Genomic DNA, 24,148 nt, shown 5'->3' with positions numbered 1-24,148 from the left:
TAAAATAATAATCATATAACATAGAGATAAGCGTCTGTATAAATGCTTGTCTCTATTTATTTTGTCTTTGATAAAATATATTATTAAAACAGATCCAAAGTTGCTTAGCTGTTTTTAGTGTAGTTAATTTAATATATAACCGATAATTAAAAGAATGAGTTAAGTTTAGAAAATCTTAAGAAGTTTACGGAGGTTTTTTTTAGAAGTTTAAGTTAAAATATAGTTAAGGAATATTATGTTTATTTAAAGTGAGAAAAGGGGAATGGACATGCTAGAAAATAAAACTATTTTAATCGTTGATGATGAAAAAGAAATTAGAGATTTAGTTGAAATATATTTAAAAAGTGAAGGTTATATTACTATAAAAGCATGTAATGGTGAAGAGGCATTAGATGTAATTAGGGATAAAGATATAGATTTAGTAATATTAGATGTTATGATGCCTAAACTGAATGGTATAGATACATGCTTAAAGATAAGAGAAGAAAGAGAAATGCCAATAATAATGTTATCAGCTAAAAGTGAAGATATAGATAAAATATTAGGACTTAATATGGGGGCTGATGATTATTTAACAAAGCCATTTAATCCATTAGAACTTGTTGCTAGAGTAAAATCACAATTAAGAAGATTTTGCAAATTTAATACAAAGCATTCTGATGATGGAGAGTTAGAAGAAAGTGTAATAGAAATTGATGAATTAATAATAAACTTAGAAACACATGAAGTAATATTAAATAACAATTTAGTAAAATTAACACCTACTGAATTTGATATATTATTGTTACTTGCTAAGAATAGAGGAAAAGTTTTTTCAATAGAAAATATATATGAAAGTGTTTGGAACCAAGAATTTATGTCTTCAGATAATACTGTAATGGTACATATAAGAAAAATAAGAGAAAAAATAGAAAGTGATCCAAGAAACCCTAAATTTATAAAGACCGTATGGGGAGTTGGGTATAAAATTGAAAAATAAAGAAAAGTTAAAAAATCTTTATAAAAAATATAATGAAAAATTAATTACTTTAAATTTTTACAAGTTTTTTCGAAGTACATGTTTAAGATTAAAAATAAATATTGAGAGAAGCATTAGATTTGAATTAATGTTAGTAATTGGAGTATGCTTTTTGTTATCTTTTACATTTTATAATTTTACAGATGTATTGTTAAAAAAAGAATATAGAAATCCAGAAGTATTTTATGATTATGAATCTACAGAAAAAGAAGCTAATATGTTATTAAAGGAATTAGAGAGAACGGAACATTTAAAGATAGATGATTCTAAAGATATAGAAAAAATATTGAATTCTCCTATGTATAATAATAGTAAGATATATATTACAAATACTGAAGGAAAAGTTATTTTCAAAACCTCAAATGTTTATGAAGAAACCATAGATATATATAGTGTATTTAGAGATATTATTTCTAATGAGAATGATACTAGTAATGCAGCAAGGGAAAGAGTTCATATTATGCCATTAAAAATGGATAGTACTAGATTGTATTTAATATACTCTAAAATACCAAAGGCAGAAATAGTATATAATACGGTGGAAATGTCTAATTCATCATTAGCTTTGTCGCTTACATTTATAATTTTTATAATTTCATTTGTAATAATTACAAATAATAAGATGAAGTATTTAGATGAAATTGCATCTGGTTTAAAAATAATAGCAAATGGGAATTTAAATTATAGGATTGAAGAAAAAGGAAGAGATGAAATTCGGAAGATAGCTAACAACATAAATAATATGGCTAAAGAGATTGGGGAAAAAATACAAGCTGAAAGGGATGCAGAAAAAACAAAAACTGATTTGATTACAAATGTATCTCATGATTTAAGAACGCCTCTAACTTCTATTATGGGTTATATAGGACTTGTAAAAGAAGATAGATATAAAAATAAAGAAGAAATGAACGAATATTTAAATATAGCCTATAATAAGGCACAAAAATTAAATATATTAATCGAAGATTTATTTGAATACACAAAACTTAACAATAATGGAATGAAACTAAATAAAGAAAAAGTTAATTTATGTGAACTTTTATCACAATTAATAGAAGAAATGATACCTATAGTATATGAAAATTCAATAAATATAAATAAAAAATTTGATATTGATAAAGCATATGTTTTTATAGATATAGTAAAAATGCTTAGAGTATTTGAAAACTTAATAATGAATGCTGTAAAGTATTCAATTAAACCTGGTGAAATAATAATAGGTCTTTATCAAAAAGATGATTATATAACTTTTGTATGTAGAAATAAAGGAGAATATATATCTAAAGAGAAATTAGACAAGGTGTTTGATAGGTTTTATAGAGTTGATGAATCAAGAAATACTACCACAGGAGGATCAGGATTAGGACTTGCTATTTCTAAGAATATAATTAATTTACATGAAGGTAAAATATGGGCTGAATGTATTGATGATAATATAAGTTTTTATGTTAATTTAAAAATGGAAAATTTATAGTAAAAATATAATTATATTTTATTGGTACTTTTTTTGAGTAACTTTAATATTTTATAATAAGACTACTTTTTTTAGGAGGAAGTATGCAAAATAAAAATGATAAGAGTCTTTTTGGAATAGATATTAATGAGTATACTCAAGATGCTCAATTTTCTATTTTAGCAACTAAAATAGATTTTCTATACTTAAGATCATCTGGCTCAGGTACAGGTAGGTTTAGAGTAGATAAAAAATTCATTCAATTTGCAAAAGAAAGCAGAAACTATGGGATTCCTGTAGGGGCATATCATTTTGGAGTTCCGTCATATGACTTAACAGATGCTGATAGACAATGTGATGATTTTATAAATTTATTACAACAAGGTTTTGGAAATAAAGATTATGGAGATTTATTTCCAGTATTAGATATTGAAGTACCTATAGATAAATCTATACCAACTAAGACTCTAGTGGAATGGATAGATAGATTTAGGGTGAGATTTGAAAGAAAAACTAGAAGAAGACTTATGCTTTATACGGGATTGTTTTTCATAGAATTATATGATAATTTTTATGTAAAAGGAAAGGGATATCCTTTGAAAAACATGCCATTATGGATCGCTATGTACACAAAAGTTCCAATTAATCCGCCTTATCCACCTGATATTGGAGGATGGACTAGATGGAGAATTTGGCAATTTAGCGAAGATCAAAAGGTAATGGGAGTAGGAAATCCAGTAGATGCTAATTGGGGACCTGATAATATAAGGTTATTAACTCAACCTTATGATGTGACTGGATTTAAAGCCAGCATGAATGGAAATAATATATATCTTTCATGGAATAGGGTACCCGATATAGATTTGCTAGGATATAATATATTTGTAAATAATTATTGGATAGCAACTGTAGATGAGAATGCAACCAAATATGTTATAGATAAAAATAAACTAGAAATTCCTAAAGGGAATCCTATAAATATCACAATTGAAGCATTTGATTATGATGGCGAAACATCTAAAACTAGAGCTAAAGTTAAATTATAAATAAAATATAAGATAAAGGTATCTTAATTTTATGAAAAGATACCTTTATTTTTATGTAAATTATACGATAATATTCTTATTAAATATAAGAAATAATGTGATATAATAAAACTTGCAATTATGTTTAGAACATGTAATTTTTTATAAAAATGTTAATAGTGTTAAACTGTTAATTCAGTATATTTATTGAAAGGGGAATAAATGTGAACGGAGAGAATGGAAAAAGGGGGAAAGTCCTTAGAAAAATATCAAGTAATAAAAAGAAAAAGAGAATAATAATAGGAATATGTGCATTTATAGTAATTATTTCGGCATTATTTACTGGATATTTTTTATCTATTAATAAAATAGTGGAAGAATGGAATAATAAGATATATTTAGGTGTTGCAGTGCAAGATGTGAACATTGGAGGAATGACAAAAGAAGAAGCAAGAGAAAAATTAATTCAAGAGCTTCAAGGAAAAATAGGAGATAAAAAAGTATCTATAAAAATAGGTGAGTCAGAATTTGAGCTTTTATATTCGGACATATCTCCAGTTTATGATATTGATAATGTGATAAATGATGCTATGAATTTTGGAAAAAATGATTCGGTATTAAAAAAATATTCTTACATAAAGAATAAGGGGAAAGATAAGCATGAAATTGATTTAAATTTATCATATGATGAAGAGAAATTAAAAGCTTATGAAGAAATGGTGAAAAGTAAAGTTGAAGATGAGCCTAAAGATGCGACTCTTTCAATTAATGGGAACGGGTTCAGTATTGTAGACGAAGTTGTTGGTAAAAGTATAAATATGGATGAATTTGATAAAAAATTAAAAGAAATTATAACAGGACATATAAATGAAGAAATTGTAGTTTCAATGGATTTAGAAACGGTACAACCTAAAATTACAAGTAAGGATTTATCAAAAATAAATGGAATTATTGGTTCATATTCTTCAAATTATGGTACGTCATCTGAAGGAAGAAGTGCTAATATAGATCTTGCAACTAAAGCCATAAATGGAGTGATTTTAATGCCAGGAGATGTATTTAGTTTCAATGAAGTTGTTGGTCCTAGAACAGTGGAAAGAGGGTATAAAGAAGCAGCAACTTATGTTGGTAATAAGGTAGAGCCAGGAATAGGTGGAGGCATATGCCAAGTATCAACAGCGCTTTATAGAGCGGTAATGCATGCTAATATAAGAGCGGTAGAAAGAAGAAATCATTCCATGTCTGTAGGTTATGCAAAACCTGGACTAGATGCAACTGTTTCTTATGGGGATATAGATTACAAGTTTAAAAATACTTATGATTCTCCAATTTATATACAAGGAAGTACATACAATAAAGTTATGACTTATAATATATATGGTGATGTTTCTGCATTGGGAGGCAAAACTTATGATATGGAAAATGAAATAATTCAGACCATAGAACCGACTGTAAAAGTAGTAGAAGATGCAACTTTGCCAGAAGGACAAGAGGTTACAGAAAGTGGTGGAATGACAGGTTATAAAACTAATTCTTATCAATTAACATATGAAAATGGTGTTCAAACAAATAAAGAGTTAATATCAAATGATTATTATACAGCTGTTGATATAGTTGTTAAAAAAGGAACACAACCGTTAGTCCCACCAGCAGCTACAGAACAAACTCCAGGTGTTGTTCCACCTGCAAATCCACCAGTAACACCGCCTGTATCACAAGATTCAGTAGCTCCACCAGTAGCTCAATAGTGAAAAAATAAAAGGTACTTTTAGTACCTTTTATTTTTGTTATGTAAACTATTTTTAGTAACTTTCATTTTAATTTAACTTAAGTAAGCTACGACTAGACAGTTAATAAACCATATAGTATACTTTTTAATTATACTGATGGTAACAACAGTAAGTAATTAGAGAAGGTGATCTTTTGAATTTAAATATAGTATTATATCAACCAGAAATTCCGCAAAATACTGGGAATATAGCAAGAACCTGTGTACTTACAGATAGTAAGCTACATTTAATAAAACCGTTAGGATTTGATATAGATGAAAAGCATGTAAGAAGAGCAGGATTAGATTATTGGAAATATTTAAACCTAGAAATTCATGAAAGCTATGAAGCATTTATGGAAAAATACAAGAATGAAAGAATATTTTTATCAAGCACTCATGCTGGAGATTATTACAATGAAATTTCATTTCAAAAGGGTGATTTTATAATGTTTGGAAGGGAATCAAGTGGTGTACCAGAAGAAATCCATGAAGTAATTACTGGTATGAGAATACCAATGATTCAATCAAGTACTAGAAGTTTAAACTTATCTAATACTGTGTCAATAGTTGCGTATGAAGCTTTAAGACAATTTGGATTTCCAAACATGAAATAGGAGAAGGGAATGAGGCAAATGGAGAAGATAAAAATTATCACAGATAGTACTGCTGATTTACCAAAAGAAATATATGAAAAGTATGATATAGAAGTTTTACCAGTTTTAATAAATTTTAAAGAAGAAAGTTATTTAGATGGAGTTGAAATAACTCCATCTAAAGTTTTTGAAAAAATAGAAAGAGATAATATTTTACCTACTACAGGTCAAGTTATTCCTAGTAGATTTGTAGAAACATATAAAAAATATTTAGATGATGGATATAAAATACTTTCAATTCATATGTCTTCTGCTATGAGTGGAACATACCAATCTGCATGTATAGCTAAAAATACATTAGAAAGTGATAATATAATGGTGGTGGATTCTCAAAATATAGCACCAGCATTAGGGATTTTAGTGCTAAAAGCATCTATACTTTTAGATAAGGGAAATAGTTTGGAAAATGTATTTAAAGAGATTGATTCAGCTAAGTACAATATAAAAACATTAATGTGCTTTGAATCATTGGAATATCTTATAAGAGGTGGAAGAATATCTAAAACCGCTGGAATGGTTGGTAGCGTATTTGGAATAAAATTAATCTTAGATATAAAAGATGGATTAATGTCTGTTAAAGATAAAATAAGAGGAAATAAAAAGGTTATTAAAAAAATAATTTCAGAATTAGAAGAAGCACAATTAGATGAGGATGTTCCAATATTACTAGTTGATGCCAAAAATGTAGAAATTAAAGCAGCTCTTTTAGAATACTTACAAGAAAATAATATGAACTATACTGAATGTCCATTAGGATCTAGTGTATGTATTCATTCAGGACCTAATTGTTGTGGACTAGTATATTTAACTAAATAAAATAATAACTATAGTACCATTTTAGCTTGCTCCCAATATAAAAAACGAGACAAGCAGTAAATATAATAATACTTACATAACTATTTTTAAAGTACAATAACAATGCCACTTTGCCTATTACATAGATTAACACATATTAAAATATAGGCAAAATAATAAAAGGCTATGATTTAAACAAAAAGTTATTAAATTTGTTTGAATCATGGTTTTTATTATTTTTATCATTAAACTTTTATTTTATAATATACTTTATAGTGTATATTTAGATGACTTGCTTTAATTAACAAAATCAGAGTATACTATTTATAGAGCAATATGCATAAAAATAGCAATATTCAGAAAAGGGTTTCAATAATTTTATTATAATGGTATAAGAAAAGAGGATGCTTATGAAATTAGATTATGGTATGAAAATTACCCAGGATCAAAAACTTGTATTAACTCAAAGTATGCAACAGTCGATAAAACTTTTGCAAATGTCTATGCATGACTTAAGGGAGTTTATCGATAATGAATATGCTGAAAATCCAATATTAGAAATTAATGAACTAGATAAAGGCATAGAAAATAATACTTCAAAAGATAAATATGATTACAAAAATTTAATAAAGGAATTAGAATCTAATAATTATAAGAATGAAGTTGATAATAATTATGTAAATAATAAAGAAATAGATTCTACACCTTGGAATTATATTGAAAAGAGCAAATCTTTAAATGAGTTTTTACAAGAACAATTAATTGAACTAAATATTGATCCATATTTAGTAGTAGTATCAAAATATATCATAGAATCCTTAGATAATAGAGGTTATTTGGAAATATCAACAACTCAAATAAGCAATGAACTTAATATAAGTCAAACTAAAGTAGAACAAGCATTAAAAATTGTACAAGATTTGGAGCCATATGGTATAGGTGCTAGGAATATAGAAGAGTGTCTAATGATTCAAAGCAAAAAATTAAGTATATTAGATGATATTATGGAAAAAATAATAAAGAATCATTTAGGAAATATAGCAGATAATAAATATAAGCTTGTAGGTGAAGATTTAAGAATAAATCCTAAAGAAGCTCAAAGATATGGAGATTTAATTAAAAAATTAGAGCCAAAACCATCTAGGGGATTTTATACAGGAGAACAAGTAAGTTATATAATACCAGATGCTGAAATTAAAAAAATAGAAAAAGAATATTTCATTATAATGAATGACAACGTATTACCTAAACTTACTATAAATAAAACTTATAAAAATGTTTTAGAAAAAAATATAGATGAGGAAACTGTGTGTTATGTTAAAGAAAAAATTAATAAAGCAATGTTTCTAATAAAGTCTATTGAACAAAGAAAAAGCACTTTATATAATGTTTTAAAATGTTTATTAAATAAACAAAAAGAGTTTTTTGATAAAGGTTATGATTATATAAAACCTTTAACTTTAAAAGAAGTTGCGGAAGACATAGGAATGCATGAATCTACAGTAAGCAGAGCTATAAAAGATAAATATGTGCTTACTAGTTATGGAACAATAAAGATAAAAGCATTGTTTGAGAGTGGATTTTCTTTAAGTAATGAAGGAGATATAGCTACAAATACGATAAAAAATGAAATAAAAAAGATAATAGAAAAAGAGAATAAATCCAAACCTTTTTCAGATCAAATTATTTCTGAAATATTAAATAAAGAAAATATAAATATTTCTAGAAGAACTGTGGCAAAATATAGAGAAGAATTAGGCATTAAATCTTCATCAAAAAGAAAGAGAATCTAAGTATTAAAGAATTAATATTTAGAGATTATGAAAGATAAATTTAATCTCTAAGTATTAATTAAGTATTTATATGTTTAATATATTTAAAAGTGTTAAAAATTCACTATTAATATAATCAACTTTTAAAATATATAAAAAAAATTCAATTAAAGCCTTTAAAAATTTCATAAGGTGTTTTATAATAATATTTGTGGGACATGATTTAAGTGCATGGGACGCATAAAGACCAAGGGAGTGTTTATGTTGCATGAAATATTAGAGTTACAGAAAAAAATAGTTCCTGAACTTGTTGAAACATTAGAAAAGAGATACAATGTACTGAGAACTATATACTATAATCAACCAATAGGTAGAAGAGTTCTTGCCAATGAATTGAAGATTGGTGAGAGAGTGGTAAGAAATGAAGTAAGTTTTTTGAGCTCGCAGGGTTTAATAGAAATAAATACTCCAGGAATGACTGTCACTGAAGAAGGTGAAAATATACTAAATAAATTAAAGGATTTTATTCATGAAATAAAAGGACTTTCAGAACTAGAAGAAGAATTAAGAAAAAGTCTTAATTTAAAGAAAGTAATTATAGTTCCGGGAGATTTAGATAATAATCCTTCAATTTTAAAAGATTTAGGAAAAGCTTGTGCTCATTATGTGAAAAATGTATTAGTTAGCAATGATATAATTGCATTAACTGGTGGAAGCACATTAAAAGCAGTGGTAGAAGAATTTCCTAAAATAAATAATTTATCTAATATTCAAGTAGTACCTGCAAGAGGTGGAGTAGGAAAGAATGTAGAAACTCAAGCCAATACCTTAGCCGCTTTATTAGCAAAAAAGCTAAATGGTAGTTATAAAATGTTACATGTTTCAGAAAATTTAAGTTTAGATGTATTAGATACATTACTTAAAGAAGAAGAAATAAAAACAGTAGTAGATACTTTACATAAAGCTGATATACTGATGTATGGAATAGGTAATGCTGTACAAATGGCTAAAAAAAGAGGGGTTTCGGAAACGAAAATCCAAAATCTTATAGACAGTGGTGCGGTTGGGGAAGCATTTGGATGTTACTTTACCAAAAAATCCCAAATTATATCAGAAGCTACCTCAATTGGAATAAAAATTAATGAAGCAAGAAAAATAAAAACACATATTGCAGTAGCAGGTGGAAAGAATAAAATAGATTCAATAATATCGACAGAATTTAATGATATTAATGGTATCTTAGTCACAGACGAAGAAACTGGTAAAAAAATACTAGAAACATTAAATCGTTAATTTATGTATAAAATTAATTTAGTTTGTAAAATTTATTTTTTATAAAAAGCATTATTTTAGGAGGTAATTTTAATGGCAAATGTAAAAGTAGCAATTAATGGTTTTGGACGTATTGGACGTCTTGCATTTAGACAAATGTTTGGAGCAGAAGGATATGAAGTGGTTGCAATCAACGACTTAACAGATCCTAAAATGTTAGCTCACTTATTAAAATATGATTCATCACAAGGTAGATACGAAGAATCTGTAGAAGTTAAAGAAGACGGAATCGTTGTTAACGGAAAAGAAATCAAAATCTATGCTGAAGCTGATGCTTCAAAACTTCCTTGGGGAGATCTTGGTGTAGATGTAGTACTTGAATGTACTGGATTCTATGTATCAAAAGCTAAATCTCAAGCTCATATTGATGCAGGTGCTAAGAAAGTTGTTATATCAGCTCCAGCTGGAAACGACCTTCCAACAGTTGTATTCAACGTTAACCAAGATATCTTAACTGCTGAAGATAACATAATATCTGCAGCTTCTTGTACAACTAACTGTTTAGCTCCAATGGCTCAAGCACTTAATAACTTAGCACCAATTCAAACTGGTATTATGTCAACTATCCATGCTTACACTGGAGACCAAATGGTATTAGACGGACCACACAGAAAGGGAGATTTCAGAAGAGCAAGAGCTGCTGCTGTAAATATCGTTCCTAACTCAACTGGTGCTGCTAAAGCTATCGGATTAGTTATCCCAGAATTAAACGGTAAGTTAATTGGATCTGCACAAAGAGTTCCAGTTCCAACTGGTTCAACTACAATCTTAGTTGCTGTAGTTAAAGGAAAAGACATTACAGTTGAAAGCGTAAATGCTGCTATGAAAGCTGCTTCTAACGAATCATTTGGATACACTGAAGAAGAATTAGTATCTTCTGATATCGTAGGAATCAGATTTGGATCATTATTTGATGCAACTCAAACTATGGTAGCTAAAGTTGATGAAGACACATACCAAGTTCAAGTTGTTTCATGGTATGACAACGAAAATTCATACACTAGCCAAATGGTTAGAACAATCAAATACTTCGCTAAATTCTTAAAGTAATTTGAGCTTTTAGTTAAAGTAATTAAAATTATAAATAAGTCTGGTTTTGTAGTATAAGGCTATAAGGCCAGACTATTTTAAAATATTGAAAAATTTAATAATTAGAGGTGAACAAGATGAATTTTAACAAAAAGACAATTGAAGATATTCAAGTAAAAGGAAAAAAAGTCTTAGTTAGATGTGATTTTAATGTACCATTAAAAGATGGTGTTATAACTGATGAAAACAGATTAAACGGAGCTCTTCCTACAATAAAGTACTTAGTTGATAATGGAGCAAAAGTTATACTTTGCTCACATATGGGTAAACCAAAGGGAGAACCAAAACCAGAATTAACTTTAGCACCAGTTGCTAAAAGGTTAAGTGAAATGCTTGGAAAAGAAGTTAAATTCGCTCCAGATAACAATGTTGTAGGCGAAAATGCTAAAGCAGCAGTTGCTGAAATGAAAGATGGAGATGTAGTATTACTTGAAAATACTAGATATAGAAAAGAAGAAACTAAGAATGGTGAAGAATTCTCTAAAGAATTAGCATCACTTGCTGAAATTTTTGTTAATGATGCATTTGGTACTGCTCACAGAGCTCACTGTTCAACAGTTGGTGTAACTGATTATATTGATACTGCTGTATGTGGATACTTAATTCAAAAAGAATTAAAGTTCTTAGGAAATGCAGTTGAAACTCCAGAAAAACCTTTCGTTGCTATATTAGGTGGAGCTAAGGTTTCTGATAAAATAGCTGTTATCAACAATCTTTTAGATAAGGTTGATACTATTATAATCGGTGGAGGAATGGCTTATACATTCTTAAAAGCTCAAGGATATGAAATCGGAACTTCATTAGTTGAAGAAGATAGACTTGACTATGCTAAAGAAATGATAGCTAAAGCAGAAGAAAAAGGTGTTAAATTCTTATTACCAGTAGATCATAGAGTTGCTGCAGAATTCAAAGATGTTGAAGCTACAGTAACAGAAGATCAAAACATTCCAGCTGGAAACATGGGATTAGATATTGGACCAAAGACAGAAACATTATATGCTGATGCTATTAAAGATGCTAAGACTGTAATTTGGAATGGACCAATGGGAGTATTCGAATTTGAAAACTTCAATAAAGGAACTATTGCAGTAGCTAAAGCAATGGCGGATTCAAATGCAACTACTATAATTGGTGGTGGAGATTCAGCAGCTGCTGTTAACATATTAGGATTCGGAGATAAGATGACTCATATCTCAACTGGTGGTGGAGCATCACTTGAATTCTTAGAAGGTAAAGTGTTACCTGGTATATCTGCATTAAACGACTAATATTAAATAAGTTGATAAATGGTAAAACTTCTTAAAGGAGTTTTACCTTACTATGTAGAATTAGTTATTATAGAAATTTAAAACTTTATGTTTTATTATAATTTATTATGAGGTGAAAACGATGAGAAAAGCAATTATTGCAGGAAATTGGAAAATGAATAAAACTGTTGATGAAGCAGTTAAAGTTGTAGAAGAATTAAAACCATTAGTTAAGGATGCTACTTGTGATGTAGTTGTATGTCCTACATTTGTATGTTTAGATGCTGTTAAAAAAGCAACAGCTGGATCAAACATAAAAGTTGCAGCTCAAAACATGCACTTTGAAGAAAGTGGCGCATTCACAGGAGAAGTTGCTCCAGGAATGTTAGAAGCTATGGGAATTGAATATGTTGTTTTAGGACACAGTGAAAGAAGAGAATACTTCAATGAAACTGATGAAGCAATAAACAAAAAGGTTAAAGCAGCATTTGCTCACAATATTACTCCAATAGTTTGTTGTGGAGAAACTTTAGAACAAAGAGAAAGCGGAGTTACTAATAACTTTATCGCTTGCCAAATTAAAGTTGATATTGCTGGATTAACTAAAGAACAAGCTGAAAAAGTTGTTATAGCTTATGAACCAATCTGGGCTATTGGAACTGGTAAAACTGCTACTAAGGAACAAGCTAATGAAACAATATTAGCAATCAGAAACGTTGTAGTAGAAATGTACGGTAAAGAAGTTGCTGATAAAGTAAGAATTCAATACGGTGGATCAGTTAAACCAAACACAATCACTGAACAAATGGCTATGTCTGATATAGATGGAGCATTAGTTGGTGGAGCTAGCTTAAAAGCAGAAGATTTTTCTGGAATAGTTAACTACTAAAAACAATAAAGGCTATGATTTAATCATAGCCTTTTTTGTTTTTAGGCTATGTTTTAAAACAGTGTTGATATTGTAGTATAAAGCTCATGGACAGAGGAATTTACTTTAAGAACACTAAAATAAAGCTTAGTCCAATTAATGCATGCTCCCAATCAAAGATTGCTGACAAGCAATTAATTGTACAAATCTTCATTAAGAGTTCTAAAAAGCAAATTCCAACGCCAGTTCGCCCTTATACTAAAATATCAACATTCACTTAAAACATAGCCTATTTTTAAGAAATTATGTACATTTAGAAATTCTATAATAATTTATGAAATTTTGTGTTCAAATAGATTATTACTTATTATTTAAATCGGATAGTTTATTTCCAAAAGTTTCAAGAAGTTCTGCATCTTTATGAAGCTCGAAAATGGAATTAATAATTTGATTTAAAGCTTCAACATTTTCATTAACATTTTCGTTAGTATCCTGAATTTGCTCACTCATATTAAAAATAGAGTCTTTTACACTATGAAGAACAGTGCCTATTTTTTTAGATTGTTCACTATTCATATTAGATAATTTTCTTATTTCTTGTGCAATAACACCAAATCCAGCACCAAATTCTTTAGCTCTAGAAGCTTCTATTGAAGCATTAAGTCCTAATAAATTAGTCTGTGAAGAAACATTATTTATGTATTTTGCAACTTGATCAATTTCTTCTACTTGATCAGCAGAAATATTAGCTGAAGTAATTAATGTGTTAAACCTATTTACTAGATTACTATTTATTTCATTGACTTTATTCACATAACTTTCAACTTCAGTGATTCTTTCGTATATATTATGAGAAACTTCAAATAATTTTTTAGTTAAATCCTTACCTATATATTTTTGATATCCAACATCTGAAAGAGTATTAGCTATTATAAAAAGTAAATTCGCAGCAGCTTCAATTGATTCTTTTGAAAGAACTCTTATTTCTCTAACTGCATCAATATACTCATCTTCGTTAATTCCTATTTCTTTTGCTACTATTCTAATTTTATCTTCTTTAGGGGCTTGAGGCAAAACTTGACCACCAACTAAAGAACCAATTTGAATATTTCCTATTAAAATTGGAGCAGCAAAATCCATTAATCCAGCATGACAATAATAAACAGTAGTTTTTTTTGATTTTCCAGATTTAAGTCCACCTTTAATATCACATTCATTACATCTTTTTAACCCTTCAGAAGTACCGCGGGTTAGATTCATACAAAACCTTGATGGTTTAGTCATTTTCGTAACAGGACCGTCAAGATCAACAGCTACTGTTGAAATTCCAGTAGTATCTGAAAATGCATCTAAAATTTTTTGAAGTGTATCTACATTTATTACATCCGTTAACTTTACATTAGATAAGTTAGTATTTTTCATATAAAAAAAGCTCCCTTTTATTTAATTTTTGTAAAATTCAACAAGAAAAAACAATTATTCCTTATCGATCTATATTATACAGTAGACATAATTAATAATCAAAAAATAGCAAAAATTTTATTAAGTAAGATAAATTTTTAAAAAATATTTATTGAAATAATAAAACAATGTTATATAAATGTTAAATAAAAATGATAATGATTATCAAAATAATTATTTAATACACAAGAATAATATGATAATATATTAGTAAATATTAACATGTTAAATTTAAATAAAGAGGTAATAAAAATGTCAATAATAAATGAAGGTATAATATATCATGACATAATAGAGAGCATGGTTGCAGCATTAGAAGCTCGAGACTTATATACATCCGGGCATTCTACAAGAGTAAGTGATATGACATATAAATTATGTCAGCATTTGAATTTGTCAGAGGAAACTTTAGAAATGTATCATATAGCTGCTCATTTGCATGATATAGGAAAGATAGGAGTTTCAGATAATGTTTTAAATAAAAAAGGTAGATTAGATTTTGAAGAGTGGCAAATGATGAAAAAACACCCTGAAATAGGGTATAAAATTTTGAGTAAAGCAAAGAGCTTGAAAAATATATCTTATATAGTATTACATCATCATGAACGATGGGATGGAAAGGGGTATCCTAAGGGTTTAAAGAAAAATGAAATACCATTAGGATCTAGAATAATAGCAATTTGTGATTCTATAGATGCGATGAAGAGCAATAGACCATATAGAGATTTAATAAGTGATAAAGAATGTTTTAAAGAAATTTTAACAAATAGAGGAGTAATGTATGATCCTGAAATTACAGATTGTATATTAGAAAATTGGAATGATATCGTAACTAAGTATTATGGCAGTTTATAGTATTAATAGATTAATAGAATAGAGTTAAATCTAAAATGGGTTTTAAGATTTGTTTTTAGACTTGACTCTTTTTGCCTTGTACAAAAAATTAGATTTTAAATAAAACATAATGAATTCAACTTTTACATAAAGAATTTAGTATATATATTATTGAGGATATACATTAAAGGAGATATAATCTTCACAGTTTTATAAGTTGCAATACATCTAAAAAAATAATATAATTAAAATGGTTAAAAATATAGAGAATAAAAGATAATATTAGTATATTATGATATTTTAATAATAAATCTGGAGGGATAGGAATATGTCAAAAAGACCGGTTATGTTAATGATATTAGATGGTTTTGGAATAGCACCAAAATCTGAAGGAAATGCTGTAAGCTTAGCTAAAAAACCTAATTTTGATAGATTAGTAAAAAATTATCCAGCATCACAATTACAAGCAAGTGGATTAGAAGTTGGATTACCAGAAGGACAAATGGGAAATTCAGAAGTAGGTCATTTAAATATTGGTTCTGGTAGAATAGTATATCAAGAATTAACTAGAATTACTAAAGCTATTAAAGATGGAGATTTCTTTGAAAATGAATCTTTAATGAAAGCTATGGCTAATGCTAAAAATAATAATTCTACATTACATTTAATGGGATTGTTATCAGATGGTGGAGTACATTCACACATAGAACATTTAAGAGGCCTTTTAGAATTCGCTAAAAAAGAAGGGATTCAAAATGTATATGTTCATGCATTTATGGATGGTAGAGACGTTGCACCATCATCAGGTAAAGAATTTGTAGAAAAAACTGAAACTATGATGGCTGAAGTTGGCGTAGGTAAAATAGCTACTATAAGTGGTAGATATTATGCTATGGATAGAGACAACAGATGGGAAAGAGTAGAACTTGCTTATAATGCATTAGTATTAGGTAAAGGTGAAACTGCTAATAGTGCAGTAGAAGCAATGAAAAAATCTTACCATGATAATAAAACTGATGAATTTGTTTTACCAACAGTAGTTTTAGAAAATGGAGCTCCAACAGCAACAATAAAAAATGGAGATTCAGTTATATTCTTTAACTTTAGACCAGATAGAGCAAGAGAAATAACTAGAGCTATTAATGATAAAGTATTTGATGGATTTAAGAGAGAAACTTTAAATCTTACTTTTGTAACAATGACTCAATATGACAAAACTTTAGAAGGTGTTGAAGTAGCTTATAAGCCTCAAACTTTAGCTAATACTCTTGGAGAATATGTAAGTTCAAAAGGATTAAATCAATTGAGAATTGCTGAGACTGAAAAATACGCTCATGTTACATTCTTCTTTAACGGTGGAGTTGAAAAAGAAAATCCAGGTGAAGAAAGAGTTGTTATTCCATCACCTAAAGTTGCTACATATGATTTAAAGCCAGAAATGAGTGCATACGAAGTAACTGATGAGTTATTAAATAGATTAGATTCAGATAAATATGATATGGTAATTTTAAACTTTGCAAATCCAGATATGGTTGGACATACAGGGGTTATTCCAGCAGCTGTTAAAGCTATAGAATCTGTTGATGAATGCTTAGGAAAAATTGCTAACAAAATGTTAGAAAAAGATGGATGTTTATTCATAACAGCTGACCACGGTAATGCTGAAACTATGATAGACTTCTCAACAGGAAATCCATTTACAGCTCATACAATAGATCCAGTACCTTTTGTTTGGGTTGCAAATAACACAGAAGGAAAAACTATAAAAGATGGTAAGCTAGCAGATATAGCTCCAACAATGTTAAATCAATTAGGACTAGAAGTTCCTGTTGAAATGACAGGGAAAAATTTAGTGACAACTAAATAATAAATGATCTTTAAAAGAGTTTAGTAAGTATAACTTATTAAGCTCTTTTTTGTACATAAAATTATAGAAAATTTTTACTATTAAATATGATAAAACCTCATTATAGAAAGCTTTTTTAGTTGAGAGAGATTTTTTTATTTGCATAAAGTTAGAATTTATATAATATATTTATAAAAAAGGCTTAGGGTTGATGAAATGAAAAGAAATTTTGCTTATTCTGCTGATTTTGATGAAAAGACAGAAAAATTATTTAAAGAAGGGAAATATCTTGGTCAAGGAAATAACGGAATAGTTTATGAATTACCAGGAAATAAAGTGGTAAAAATTTTCTTGACACAAAAAGTATGTAAGGATGAGGGAGGTATATTGTATAGAACAAATGGTTCAAAATATTTTCCTAGACTTTATAAAAGAGGTAAACTATATGTAGTAAGAGAAATAGTTGATGGAGAAAGATTAGATTACTATATTAAGAAAAATGGTTTAAGTAAAAAATTAATAAAAAAGATATATAATTTGTTAACAGAGTTTAAAAAACTTAAATTTACTAAACTTGATACTAGATGTAAGGATATATTTGTATCTGAAGATGAAAAGCTAATGATAATTGATCCTAAAAAAGCATATTCTAGAAAAGTAGATTATCCAAGACACTTAATGAAAGGACTAAAAAGAATTGGTGTTTTAGATGAATTTCTTGAGGGCATTAAGGAAATAGATAAAAACAAAGCAAATCAATGGAGCATTAAATTCGACAGGTATTTTGACAATGAAAAATAAAAAAATTAAAGCCGTTAATCTAACTGATAATATAATCATTTAGATTAACGGTAATTTTTATTTTAAAACATAGTCTTATTTTTAGATTAGAAAAATTAAAGCAAACAGCACAGTTGTAATTAATCCTATTGTAACAGGAAGAAAGTTTTTTCTTGCTAGCTCAAATGGGGATACTTTACAGACGGCAGCAACAGGAATTAATGCCCAGGGTATTAAAGTTCCACCACCAATCCAAATTGTACAGATTTGACCTAAAGCTGCTAATGGAGATGAGTTTAGCGCTAGAGATGAAGAGAATAACCTAGTTGATGAACCAACAAGGGAGAGACCAGAGAAACCGGAACCATCTAATCCAGTTAATATTCCAACACCAGAAACGGTAAATGTTGCAATGATTTTATTTAAAGGAACAGCATTGGAAAGAGCAACACCTAAATCATTAATTATTCCTTGAGAGTTATTAGATAAGGAATGTCCTATAATTTGTTCAAAACCACTACCACCCAAATAAAAAAATGTAGCAATAGGAATTACAGCACCAAAAACTTTAAATGCAAACTGAAAACCATCTATTAAGTAAGATGTTAGTTGAGTTTTTTTTATATCTTTAAATATACTTAAAAAGATTATAAGTAATAAAAATAAAGTGGTTCCACCAATTAATGAAGTTGCATTCTCACCTTTAATAGATAGTAAAAACATAAAAGTAACATCCAGTGCATAAGAAAATAACACTAGAAAAGCTAAAAATCTTTTCTTCCAATTAGATATATTATCTTTAAAATCCTCTTTAAAATCCGTTTCTAAATCTGTACTATCACTTATTGAATTAAGGTTATTATTCTTAATATCTTTCATTATAAAATAAAAAGCTAAAATACTTGTAGTAAATCCCATAACTAACTCTAGAATTATTATTGATGGCATAAACTCATTAATAGCTATGCCAGCAGCGTCACAAGTTATTTTTGGAGCACCTTGTATTATGATATCACTTGATAAAGCAATACCATGTCCAAATATATTCATAGCAATTGCAGCACCTAATTTAGGTAAGCCTGCTTTTGCTGCTACTGGAACTAAAATAGCTCCAATTAGTGCTACGGCTGGAGAAGGCCAGAAAAACCATGAAATTATCATCATTGAAATACCAATAATCCAATACGCTAATACTTTATTTTTTATTAATTTAGCTAAAGGAGAAATCATAACTTCATTTATTCCAGTTACAGAAAGAAGATTACTAAGAGCAGTAATTACGGAAATTATGAGTATTATAGGAAGTAATTCTTTGATTGCATAAAGAAAACCATTGAAAACAGACATAATAGATTCTGAAATGGAAAATTTAATCATAAATGCTATTACTAATATTCCTATTATACATATAATTGAAATATCTTTTTTTAGTATAACAGACAGTAAGATTAATCCTATAAATACTAAGTAGACCCAGTGAATAGCTGATAATGTAATCATATAGATACAAGCTCCTATAATATTATTTACTAACAAATTATGACTTATAACTCCTATATGTACCAAAATAAACTTTAAAATATAAGGTTGTATTTTAGAAGGATGTTGATATATGCATAAGCAAAGTGAATAGAGTAATTTAATATATTAACACATCTTAAAACATAGATTAGTGCAAAAAATATTTAAAAATGTTTTTTGAATATTAGGGTTGAATATTAGCAATAATATTAAGGTAATTAAAAAAAATCTTTTCATTTTATGTTTTATATATTAAAATGATATTGATAAACATTATCAAATAACTTTATATAATTCAAAGGAGGGTAATTAAATGAACGATTACTTAGAAATAATAGACGTTGTTGCAAGACAAATATTAGACTCAAGATGTTTTCCAACTGTAGAAGTAGAGGTATATCTTGAAGATGGAACAATGGGAAGAGCTGCTGTACCATCAGGTGCTTCAACTGGTATGTATGAAGCTGTAGAACTAAGAGATGGAGATAAAGCTAACTACTTAGGTAAGGGTGTATTAACCGCAGTACAAAATGTTAACGAAACAATTGCTGAAGCTTTAGTAGGTTGTAATGTATTTGATCAACCATATATAGATAAAATGCTTATAGAATTAGATGGAACTAATAATAAAGGAAAATTAGGTGCTAATGCAATTTTAGGAGTGTCATTAGCTGTTGCAAATGCTGCTGCTAATGCATTAGGATTATCTTTATATAAATATGTTGGTGGTGTAAATGCAAAAGTACTACCAGTACCTATGATGAACATAATAAATGGAGGATCTCATGCTGATAATTCAGTAGATTTGCAAGAATTTATGATTATGCCAGTAGGAGCGACAAGTTTTAGTGAGGCATTAAGAATGTGTGCTGAAGTATATCATACATTAAAGAACACTCTTAAAGATAAAGGATATGCTACTGGTCTTGGTGATGAAGGTGGATTTGCACCTAACTTAAAATCAAATGCAGAAGCTATTGATGTAATCATAGAAGCAATAACAAAAGCAGGATATAAAGCAGGCGAAGATATATTTATTGCAATAGATGCAGCATCATCTGAATATTATAAAGATGGAAAATATGTATTAGAAAATGAAGGAAAAACATTAACATCAGCTGAAATGGTTGACTTCTTTGAAGATTGGGTAAATAAATATCCAATAATCTCAATTGAAGATGGTATGGCAGAAGAAGATTGGGATGGATGGAAATTATTAACTGAAAGACTAGGAAAGAAAGTTCAATTAGTAGGTGATGATTTATTTGTTACTAACACTGAAAGATTAGAAAAAGGAATAGAGCTTGGTGCAGGTAATTCAATTCTTATAAAGTTAAATCAAATTGGTACTTTAACTGAAACTTTAAATGCAATAGAAATGGCTAATAGAGCAGGATATACTGCTGTTATCTCTCATAGATCAGGAGAAACAGAAGATACAACAATTGCTGATTTAGTTGTTGCAGTTAATGCAGGTCAAATAAAAACAGGTGCACCAGCTAGATCTGAAAGAGTTGCAAAATACAATCAATTGTTAAGAATAGAAGAAGAGTTAGAAGATGTAGCCGAATATAGAGGAAGAAAAGCATTTTTTAATATAAAAAAATAAATTTATAAAACGAAATAAGATATATAGCATCTAACAAAACTAAAAAACAGCTGCAATTTGTAGCTGTTTTTTAGTTTTATAATTTCTAGAAGATGTTAATTCAAATAATGGCAATACCAACAGGAATTAAGTATTATTTATATATTAGAAATTTGGATTTGAAAAGATTTATTCTGTATAAATTTAGAAGCTTTACATTAATGAAAAGTTGTAATAAAATAAATGTTATGTTACAATTTTAATAGATATATTATTTGTAACGAGTTAACTATATAGGAGGGATTACCTATGCGAAGTATGTTAATGGGTGTAGAAGTACTATTAGGTTTATTAATAGTAGTAACTATATTTATGCAACCTAGTAAAGCTGATGCTTTAAGTGGATTAATACAAGGTGGATCAAAAGATACATTCTTTTCAAAAAATAAAGCAAGAACTAAGGAAGTAATGCTTGTAAGATTAACTTGGATTTTTACAGCATTATTTGCACTTAATACATTAATATTAAACTTTATGAAATAAAAGTAAGGACTACTNNAGTAGTCCTTACTTTTATTTTTTTAGAAAATTATAAAATCAGTAAATATAACAATATATGATTAAGAATTGCAAAAGTTAAATTGCAATGATATTTAACCTATTGCATATATATAAACATAGATTAAAATAAAAATAATTACATTAAAGAATACCAATATAAAATATGTAAAAGGAATTGTGATAAAGTAGCCTTAATGATTTTTTATGTATAGTAAAATATAAGATATTTAAAATCTAAAAGTCTATATGCTAAAGGCTTAACTTAAAATTAAGAGTTCTTTACTTAAATAAAATATGAAACTAAGATTTTGTACTAATAGACATATAATATAATAATGTATACTAAATAGACAAATAAAATTATTTTGTTGTCATGAAATACAAAAATTATACATAAGAATAAATGATATACGAAAACCAATAAAATATAAGGAGGAAATGTATGAATCTATTATACGTTTCATTAATTGCTGGTTTTATTGCTCTTATTGTTGTCATTTTTTTAGCAAAGGATATCTTGAAAAAAAGCCCTGGAAATGAAAAAATGATTGAAATTTCTGGTTACATTGAAGAAGGCGCAATGGCTTTTTTAAGAAAAGAATATTCTTACTTATGTGTGTTTATAGTAGTAGTTGCTATTGCTATACTAGTATTTTTAAATTATAAAACAGCAATAGCATTTGTTGTTGGTGCACTATTTTCAATTATAGCAGGTTATATTGGCATGAGAATAGCTGTAAAATCTAATGTTAGAACAGCTGAAGCTGCGAAATCAGGAATAAAAGAAGCACTATCAGTTGCTTTTTCAGGTGGAACAGTAATGGGATTATGTGTAGTAGGACTAGGTATAATTGGATTAAGTATTTTTTCAATTGTATTTGATTTAAATGTAGAGTATATAACTGGATTTGGATTAGGTGCATCCTCTATTGCTTTATTTGCAAGAGTTGGTGGTGGGATTTATACCAAAGCAGCTGATGTCGGAGCAGATTTAGTTGGTAAAGTTGAAGCTGGCATTCCAGAAGATGATCCAAGAAACCCAGCGGTTATAGCTGATAATGTTGGTGATAATGTTGGCGACGTTGCAGGTATGGGCGCAGATTTGTTTGAATCTTATGTTGGTTCAATTATATCTGCAATAACACTAGGTGCTGTATTGGTTAGTGCATGGGGAAAAGAAATAGTAATTTTTCCTTTAGTTTTATCGTCAATAGGCATCTTGGCATCATTGATAGGAATTATATTTGTAAAATCATATAAAGGAGACAATCCACAAAAAGCTTTAAATTTAGGTAGTACAATTTCAGGTGTAATAGTATTAATAGTAGGATTTATAGCTTGTAAATCTTTACTTGGAAACTACAAAATTTTCTTACCTGTAATAGCTGGATTACTTGTAGGGCTACTAATTGGTAAAATTACTGAATATTATACTTCTGCTGATTACAAGTCAGTTAAATTCATTGCAAATGAGTCAGAAACAGGTGCTGCAACAAATATTATAGCAGGATTATCAGTTGGAATGAGATCAACAGTTATACCTATATTACTAATTGTTATAGGCATAATAATATCATTTTTTGCAATAGGTGGAGCAAAAGATACTGCGTTAGGATTATATGGTATAGCTTTATCAGCTGTAGGAATGCTTTCAACAACAGCTATAACTGTTGCAGTTGATGCATATGGCCCAATAGCAGATAATGCTGGTGGAATAGCAGAAATGTGTGAATTAGACGAAAGTATTAGAGAAATAACTGATAAATTAGATTCTGTTGGTAATACAACAGCAGCTATAGGTAAAGGCTTTGCTATAGGTTCAGCTGCACTTACAGCATTAGCACTTTTCGCATCATATTCACAAATAGTAAATCTAGAAACTATAAATTTACTTAATCCATTGACATTGGTAGGTGTTTTAATTGGTGGTATGTTGCCATTTCTTTTTGGTGCATTAACTATGGAATCTGTAGGAAAAGCTGCAACTCAAATGGTTGAAGAAGTAAGAAGACAATTTAGAGAAGATGATAGAATATTAAAAGGAACACAAAAACCTGACTATTCAAAATGTGTTGAAATATCAACCAATGCAGCATTAAAAGAAATGATTGTTCCAGGATTACTAGCTATATTAGTACCATTATTAGTTGGGATATTATTAGGAACAGAAGCTCTTGCAGGTCTAATTGGTGGTGGCGTAGTTACAGGCGTTATGCTAGCAATTATGATGGCAAATGCTGGTGGAGCATGGGATAATGCTAAGAAATACATTGAAAGTGGAGTACATGGTGGAAAAGGCAGTGATGCTCATAAAGCAGGTGTTGTTGGAGATACAGTTGGAGATCCATTTAAAGATACTTCTGGCCCATCTATGAATATTTTAATAAAACTTATGACAATAGTTTCAGTAGTATTTGCACCAGTAATATTAAAATATGGTGGAGTTTTGATAAACCTATTTATCAAATAAATAATTAGTTTAAAATAAATTAAAAAGATTGCAAATTAAATTTAAGGCTCTGTTTTAGCAGAGT

19 protein-coding genes are annotated in these 24,148 nt (G+C 28.4%); 17 read left to right on the top strand and 2 right to left on the bottom strand.

What is annotated here, in order from left to right; all coding sequences use genetic code 11:
• The first annotated feature begins 268 nt into the window (after positions 1-268).
• The 11 genes from NG918_RS07935 to tpiA all read left to right on the top strand — a co-directional run bounded on the left by NG918_RS07935 (position 269) and on the right by tpiA (position 13,044).
• Complete coding sequence (locus tag NG918_RS07935) at positions 269-979, top strand: response regulator (protein WP_252211935.1); 711 nt, start codon at positions 269-271, stop codon at positions 977-979.
• The gene (locus NG918_RS07930) at positions 969-2,492 is read left to right on the top strand and encodes a sensor histidine kinase (RefSeq protein WP_252225553.1); all 1,524 of its coding nucleotides are present in this window, start codon (positions 969-971) and stop codon (positions 2,490-2,492) included. Before NG918_RS07935 ends, NG918_RS07930 begins: the two co-directional genes overlap by 11 nt.
• 83 nt (positions 2,493-2,575) lie before the next feature.
• Complete coding sequence (locus NG918_RS07925) at positions 2,576-3,517, top strand: glycoside hydrolase family 25 protein (RefSeq protein ID WP_252225552.1); 942 nt, start codon at positions 2,576-2,578, stop codon at positions 3,515-3,517.
• 203 nt (positions 3,518-3,720) lie between these two features.
• Positions 3,721-5,244 carry a VanW family protein gene (locus tag NG918_RS07920; RefSeq protein WP_252211939.1) on the top strand — a complete coding sequence of 508 codons (1,524 nt, stop codon included), beginning with the start codon at positions 3,721-3,723 and terminating at the stop codon, positions 5,242-5,244.
• 175 nt (positions 5,245-5,419) lie between these two features.
• A complete protein-coding gene (locus tag NG918_RS07915) occupies positions 5,420-5,881 on the top strand; it encodes a tRNA (cytidine(34)-2'-O)-methyltransferase (protein ID WP_252211940.1) in 462 nt (153 codons plus the stop codon).
• Between the two features lie 18 nt (positions 5,882-5,899).
• Positions 5,900-6,736, top strand: a complete 837-nt coding sequence (locus NG918_RS07910) for a DegV family protein (protein ID WP_252212095.1) — start codon at positions 5,900-5,902, stop codon at positions 6,734-6,736.
• Between the two features lie 389 nt (positions 6,737-7,125).
• On the top strand, positions 7,126-8,508 hold the full coding sequence (rpoN, locus tag NG918_RS07905) for an RNA polymerase factor sigma-54 (protein ID WP_252211941.1): 1,383 nt from the start codon (positions 7,126-7,128) through the stop codon (positions 8,506-8,508).
• A 240-nt stretch (positions 8,509-8,748) separates the two neighbouring features.
• Positions 8,749-9,780: a sugar-binding transcriptional regulator gene (locus NG918_RS07900; protein ID WP_252211943.1), complete on the top strand. Its 1,032-nt coding sequence runs from the start codon at positions 8,749-8,751 to the stop codon at positions 9,778-9,780.
• A 72-nt stretch (positions 9,781-9,852) separates the two neighbouring features.
• Positions 9,853-10,869: a type I glyceraldehyde-3-phosphate dehydrogenase gene (gene gap, locus NG918_RS07895; RefSeq protein ID WP_252211945.1), complete on the top strand. Its 1,017-nt coding sequence runs from the start codon at positions 9,853-9,855 to the stop codon at positions 10,867-10,869.
• Positions 10,870-10,985: 116 nt separating this feature from the next.
• The gene (locus tag NG918_RS07890) at positions 10,986-12,176 is read left to right on the top strand and encodes a phosphoglycerate kinase (protein WP_252211947.1); all 1,191 of its coding nucleotides are present in this window, start codon (positions 10,986-10,988) and stop codon (positions 12,174-12,176) included.
• A 121-nt stretch (positions 12,177-12,297) separates the two neighbouring features.
• Positions 12,298-13,044, top strand: coding sequence for a triose-phosphate isomerase (gene tpiA, locus NG918_RS07885; protein ID WP_003371300.1), 747 nt, complete (start codon positions 12,298-12,300; stop codon positions 13,042-13,044).
• 339 nt (positions 13,045-13,383) lie between these two features.
• On the opposite strand, the gene NG918_RS07880 is transcribed toward tpiA, so the two are convergent.
• Entirely contained in the window at positions 13,384-14,445 is a 1,062-nt protein-coding gene (locus NG918_RS07880) for a PocR ligand-binding domain-containing protein (RefSeq protein WP_252211949.1), read from the bottom strand.
• A gap of 291 nt (positions 14,446-14,736) precedes the next feature.
• Here NG918_RS07880 and NG918_RS07875 point away from each other — a divergent pair, with 291 nt between their 5' ends.
• The 3 genes from NG918_RS07875 (at position 14,737) to NG918_RS07865 (ending at position 17,965) form a co-directional block, all read left to right on the top strand.
• Positions 14,737-15,339 carry an HD-GYP domain-containing protein gene (locus tag NG918_RS07875; protein WP_252211951.1) on the top strand — a complete coding sequence of 201 codons (603 nt, stop codon included), beginning with the start codon at positions 14,737-14,739 and terminating at the stop codon, positions 15,337-15,339.
• A 307-nt stretch (positions 15,340-15,646) separates the two neighbouring features.
• Positions 15,647-17,185 (top strand): 2,3-bisphosphoglycerate-independent phosphoglycerate mutase, encoded by a 1,539-nt coding sequence (gpmI, locus tag NG918_RS07870; protein ID WP_252225551.1) that lies wholly within the window; start codon positions 15,647-15,649, stop codon positions 17,183-17,185.
• 195 nt (positions 17,186-17,380) lie between these two features.
• The gene (locus NG918_RS07865) at positions 17,381-17,965 is read left to right on the top strand and encodes a protein kinase (RefSeq protein WP_252211955.1); all 585 of its coding nucleotides are present in this window, start codon (positions 17,381-17,383) and stop codon (positions 17,963-17,965) included.
• Between the two features lie 81 nt (positions 17,966-18,046).
• On the opposite strand, the gene NG918_RS07860 is transcribed toward NG918_RS07865, so the two are convergent.
• Positions 18,047-19,444, bottom strand: coding sequence for a hypothetical protein (locus tag NG918_RS07860; RefSeq protein WP_252225550.1), 1,398 nt, complete (start codon positions 19,442-19,444; stop codon positions 18,047-18,049).
• Between the two features lie 334 nt (positions 19,445-19,778).
• On the opposite strand from NG918_RS07860, the gene eno reads away from it, so the two are divergent.
• From eno to NG918_RS07845, 3 genes are all read left to right on the top strand, one after another.
• The gene (eno, locus tag NG918_RS07855; RefSeq protein ID WP_252211958.1) at positions 19,779-21,074 is read left to right on the top strand and encodes a phosphopyruvate hydratase; all 1,296 of its coding nucleotides are present in this window, start codon (positions 19,779-19,781) and stop codon (positions 21,072-21,074) included.
• Between the two features lie 288 nt (positions 21,075-21,362).
• Positions 21,363-21,596: a preprotein translocase subunit SecG gene (gene secG / locus NG918_RS07850; protein WP_252211960.1), complete on the top strand. Its 234-nt coding sequence runs from the start codon at positions 21,363-21,365 to the stop codon at positions 21,594-21,596.
• A gap of 460 nt (positions 21,597-22,056) precedes the next feature.
• Positions 22,057-24,084 (top strand): sodium-translocating pyrophosphatase, encoded by a 2,028-nt coding sequence (locus NG918_RS07845; RefSeq protein ID WP_252211961.1) that lies wholly within the window; start codon positions 22,057-22,059, stop codon positions 24,082-24,084.
• Positions 24,085-24,148 lie beyond the last annotated feature (64 nt).

The organism is Clostridium sp. ZBS2, assembly GCF_023845855.1.
Classification (GTDB): domain Bacteria; phylum Bacillota; class Clostridia; order Clostridiales; family Clostridiaceae; genus Clostridium; species Clostridium aquiflavi.
The sequence above is the reverse complement of the archived record's forward strand: the minus strand, read 5'-3'. Positions and strand labels throughout refer to the sequence as shown.

What these genes read in the sequence shown, in the direction of transcription:
- NG918_RS07935 (WP_252211935.1), top strand. Translation starts at nt 269, where the DNA reads ATGCTAGAAAATAAAACTATTTTAATCGTTGATGATGAAAAAGAAATT.
- NG918_RS07925 (WP_252225552.1), top strand. Translation starts at nt 2,576, where the DNA reads ATGCAAAATAAAAATGATAAGAGTCTTTTTGGAATAGATATTAATGAG.
- NG918_RS07910 (WP_252212095.1), top strand. Translation starts at nt 5,900, where the DNA reads ATGGAGAAGATAAAAATTATCACAGATAGTACTGCTGATTTACCAAAA.
- rpoN (WP_252211941.1), top strand. Translation starts at nt 7,126, where the DNA reads ATGAAATTAGATTATGGTATGAAAATTACCCAGGATCAAAAACTTGTA.
- NG918_RS07900 (WP_252211943.1), top strand. Translation starts at nt 8,749, where the DNA reads ATGTTGCATGAAATATTAGAGTTACAGAAAAAAATAGTTCCTGAACTT.
- gap (WP_252211945.1), top strand. Translation starts at nt 9,853, where the DNA reads ATGGCAAATGTAAAAGTAGCAATTAATGGTTTTGGACGTATTGGACGT.
- NG918_RS07890 (WP_252211947.1), top strand. Translation starts at nt 10,986, where the DNA reads ATGAATTTTAACAAAAAGACAATTGAAGATATTCAAGTAAAAGGAAAA.
- tpiA (WP_003371300.1), top strand. Translation starts at nt 12,298, where the DNA reads ATGAGAAAAGCAATTATTGCAGGAAATTGGAAAATGAATAAAACTGTT.
- NG918_RS07880 (WP_252211949.1), bottom strand. Translation starts at nt 14,445, where the DNA reads ATGAAAAATACTAACTTATCTAATGTAAAGTTAACGGATGTAATAAAT.
- NG918_RS07875 (WP_252211951.1), top strand. Translation starts at nt 14,737, where the DNA reads ATGTCAATAATAAATGAAGGTATAATATATCATGACATAATAGAGAGC.
- gpmI (WP_252225551.1), top strand. Translation starts at nt 15,647, where the DNA reads ATGTCAAAAAGACCGGTTATGTTAATGATATTAGATGGTTTTGGAATA.
- NG918_RS07865 (WP_252211955.1), top strand. Translation starts at nt 17,381, where the DNA reads ATGAAAAGAAATTTTGCTTATTCTGCTGATTTTGATGAAAAGACAGAA.
- NG918_RS07860 (WP_252225550.1), bottom strand. Translation starts at nt 19,444, where the DNA reads ATGATTACATTATCAGCTATTCACTGGGTCTACTTAGTATTTATAGGA.
- eno (WP_252211958.1), top strand. Translation starts at nt 19,779, where the DNA reads ATGAACGATTACTTAGAAATAATAGACGTTGTTGCAAGACAAATATTA.
- secG (WP_252211960.1), top strand. Translation starts at nt 21,363, where the DNA reads ATGCGAAGTATGTTAATGGGTGTAGAAGTACTATTAGGTTTATTAATA.
- NG918_RS07845 (WP_252211961.1), top strand. Translation starts at nt 22,057, where the DNA reads ATGAATCTATTATACGTTTCATTAATTGCTGGTTTTATTGCTCTTATT.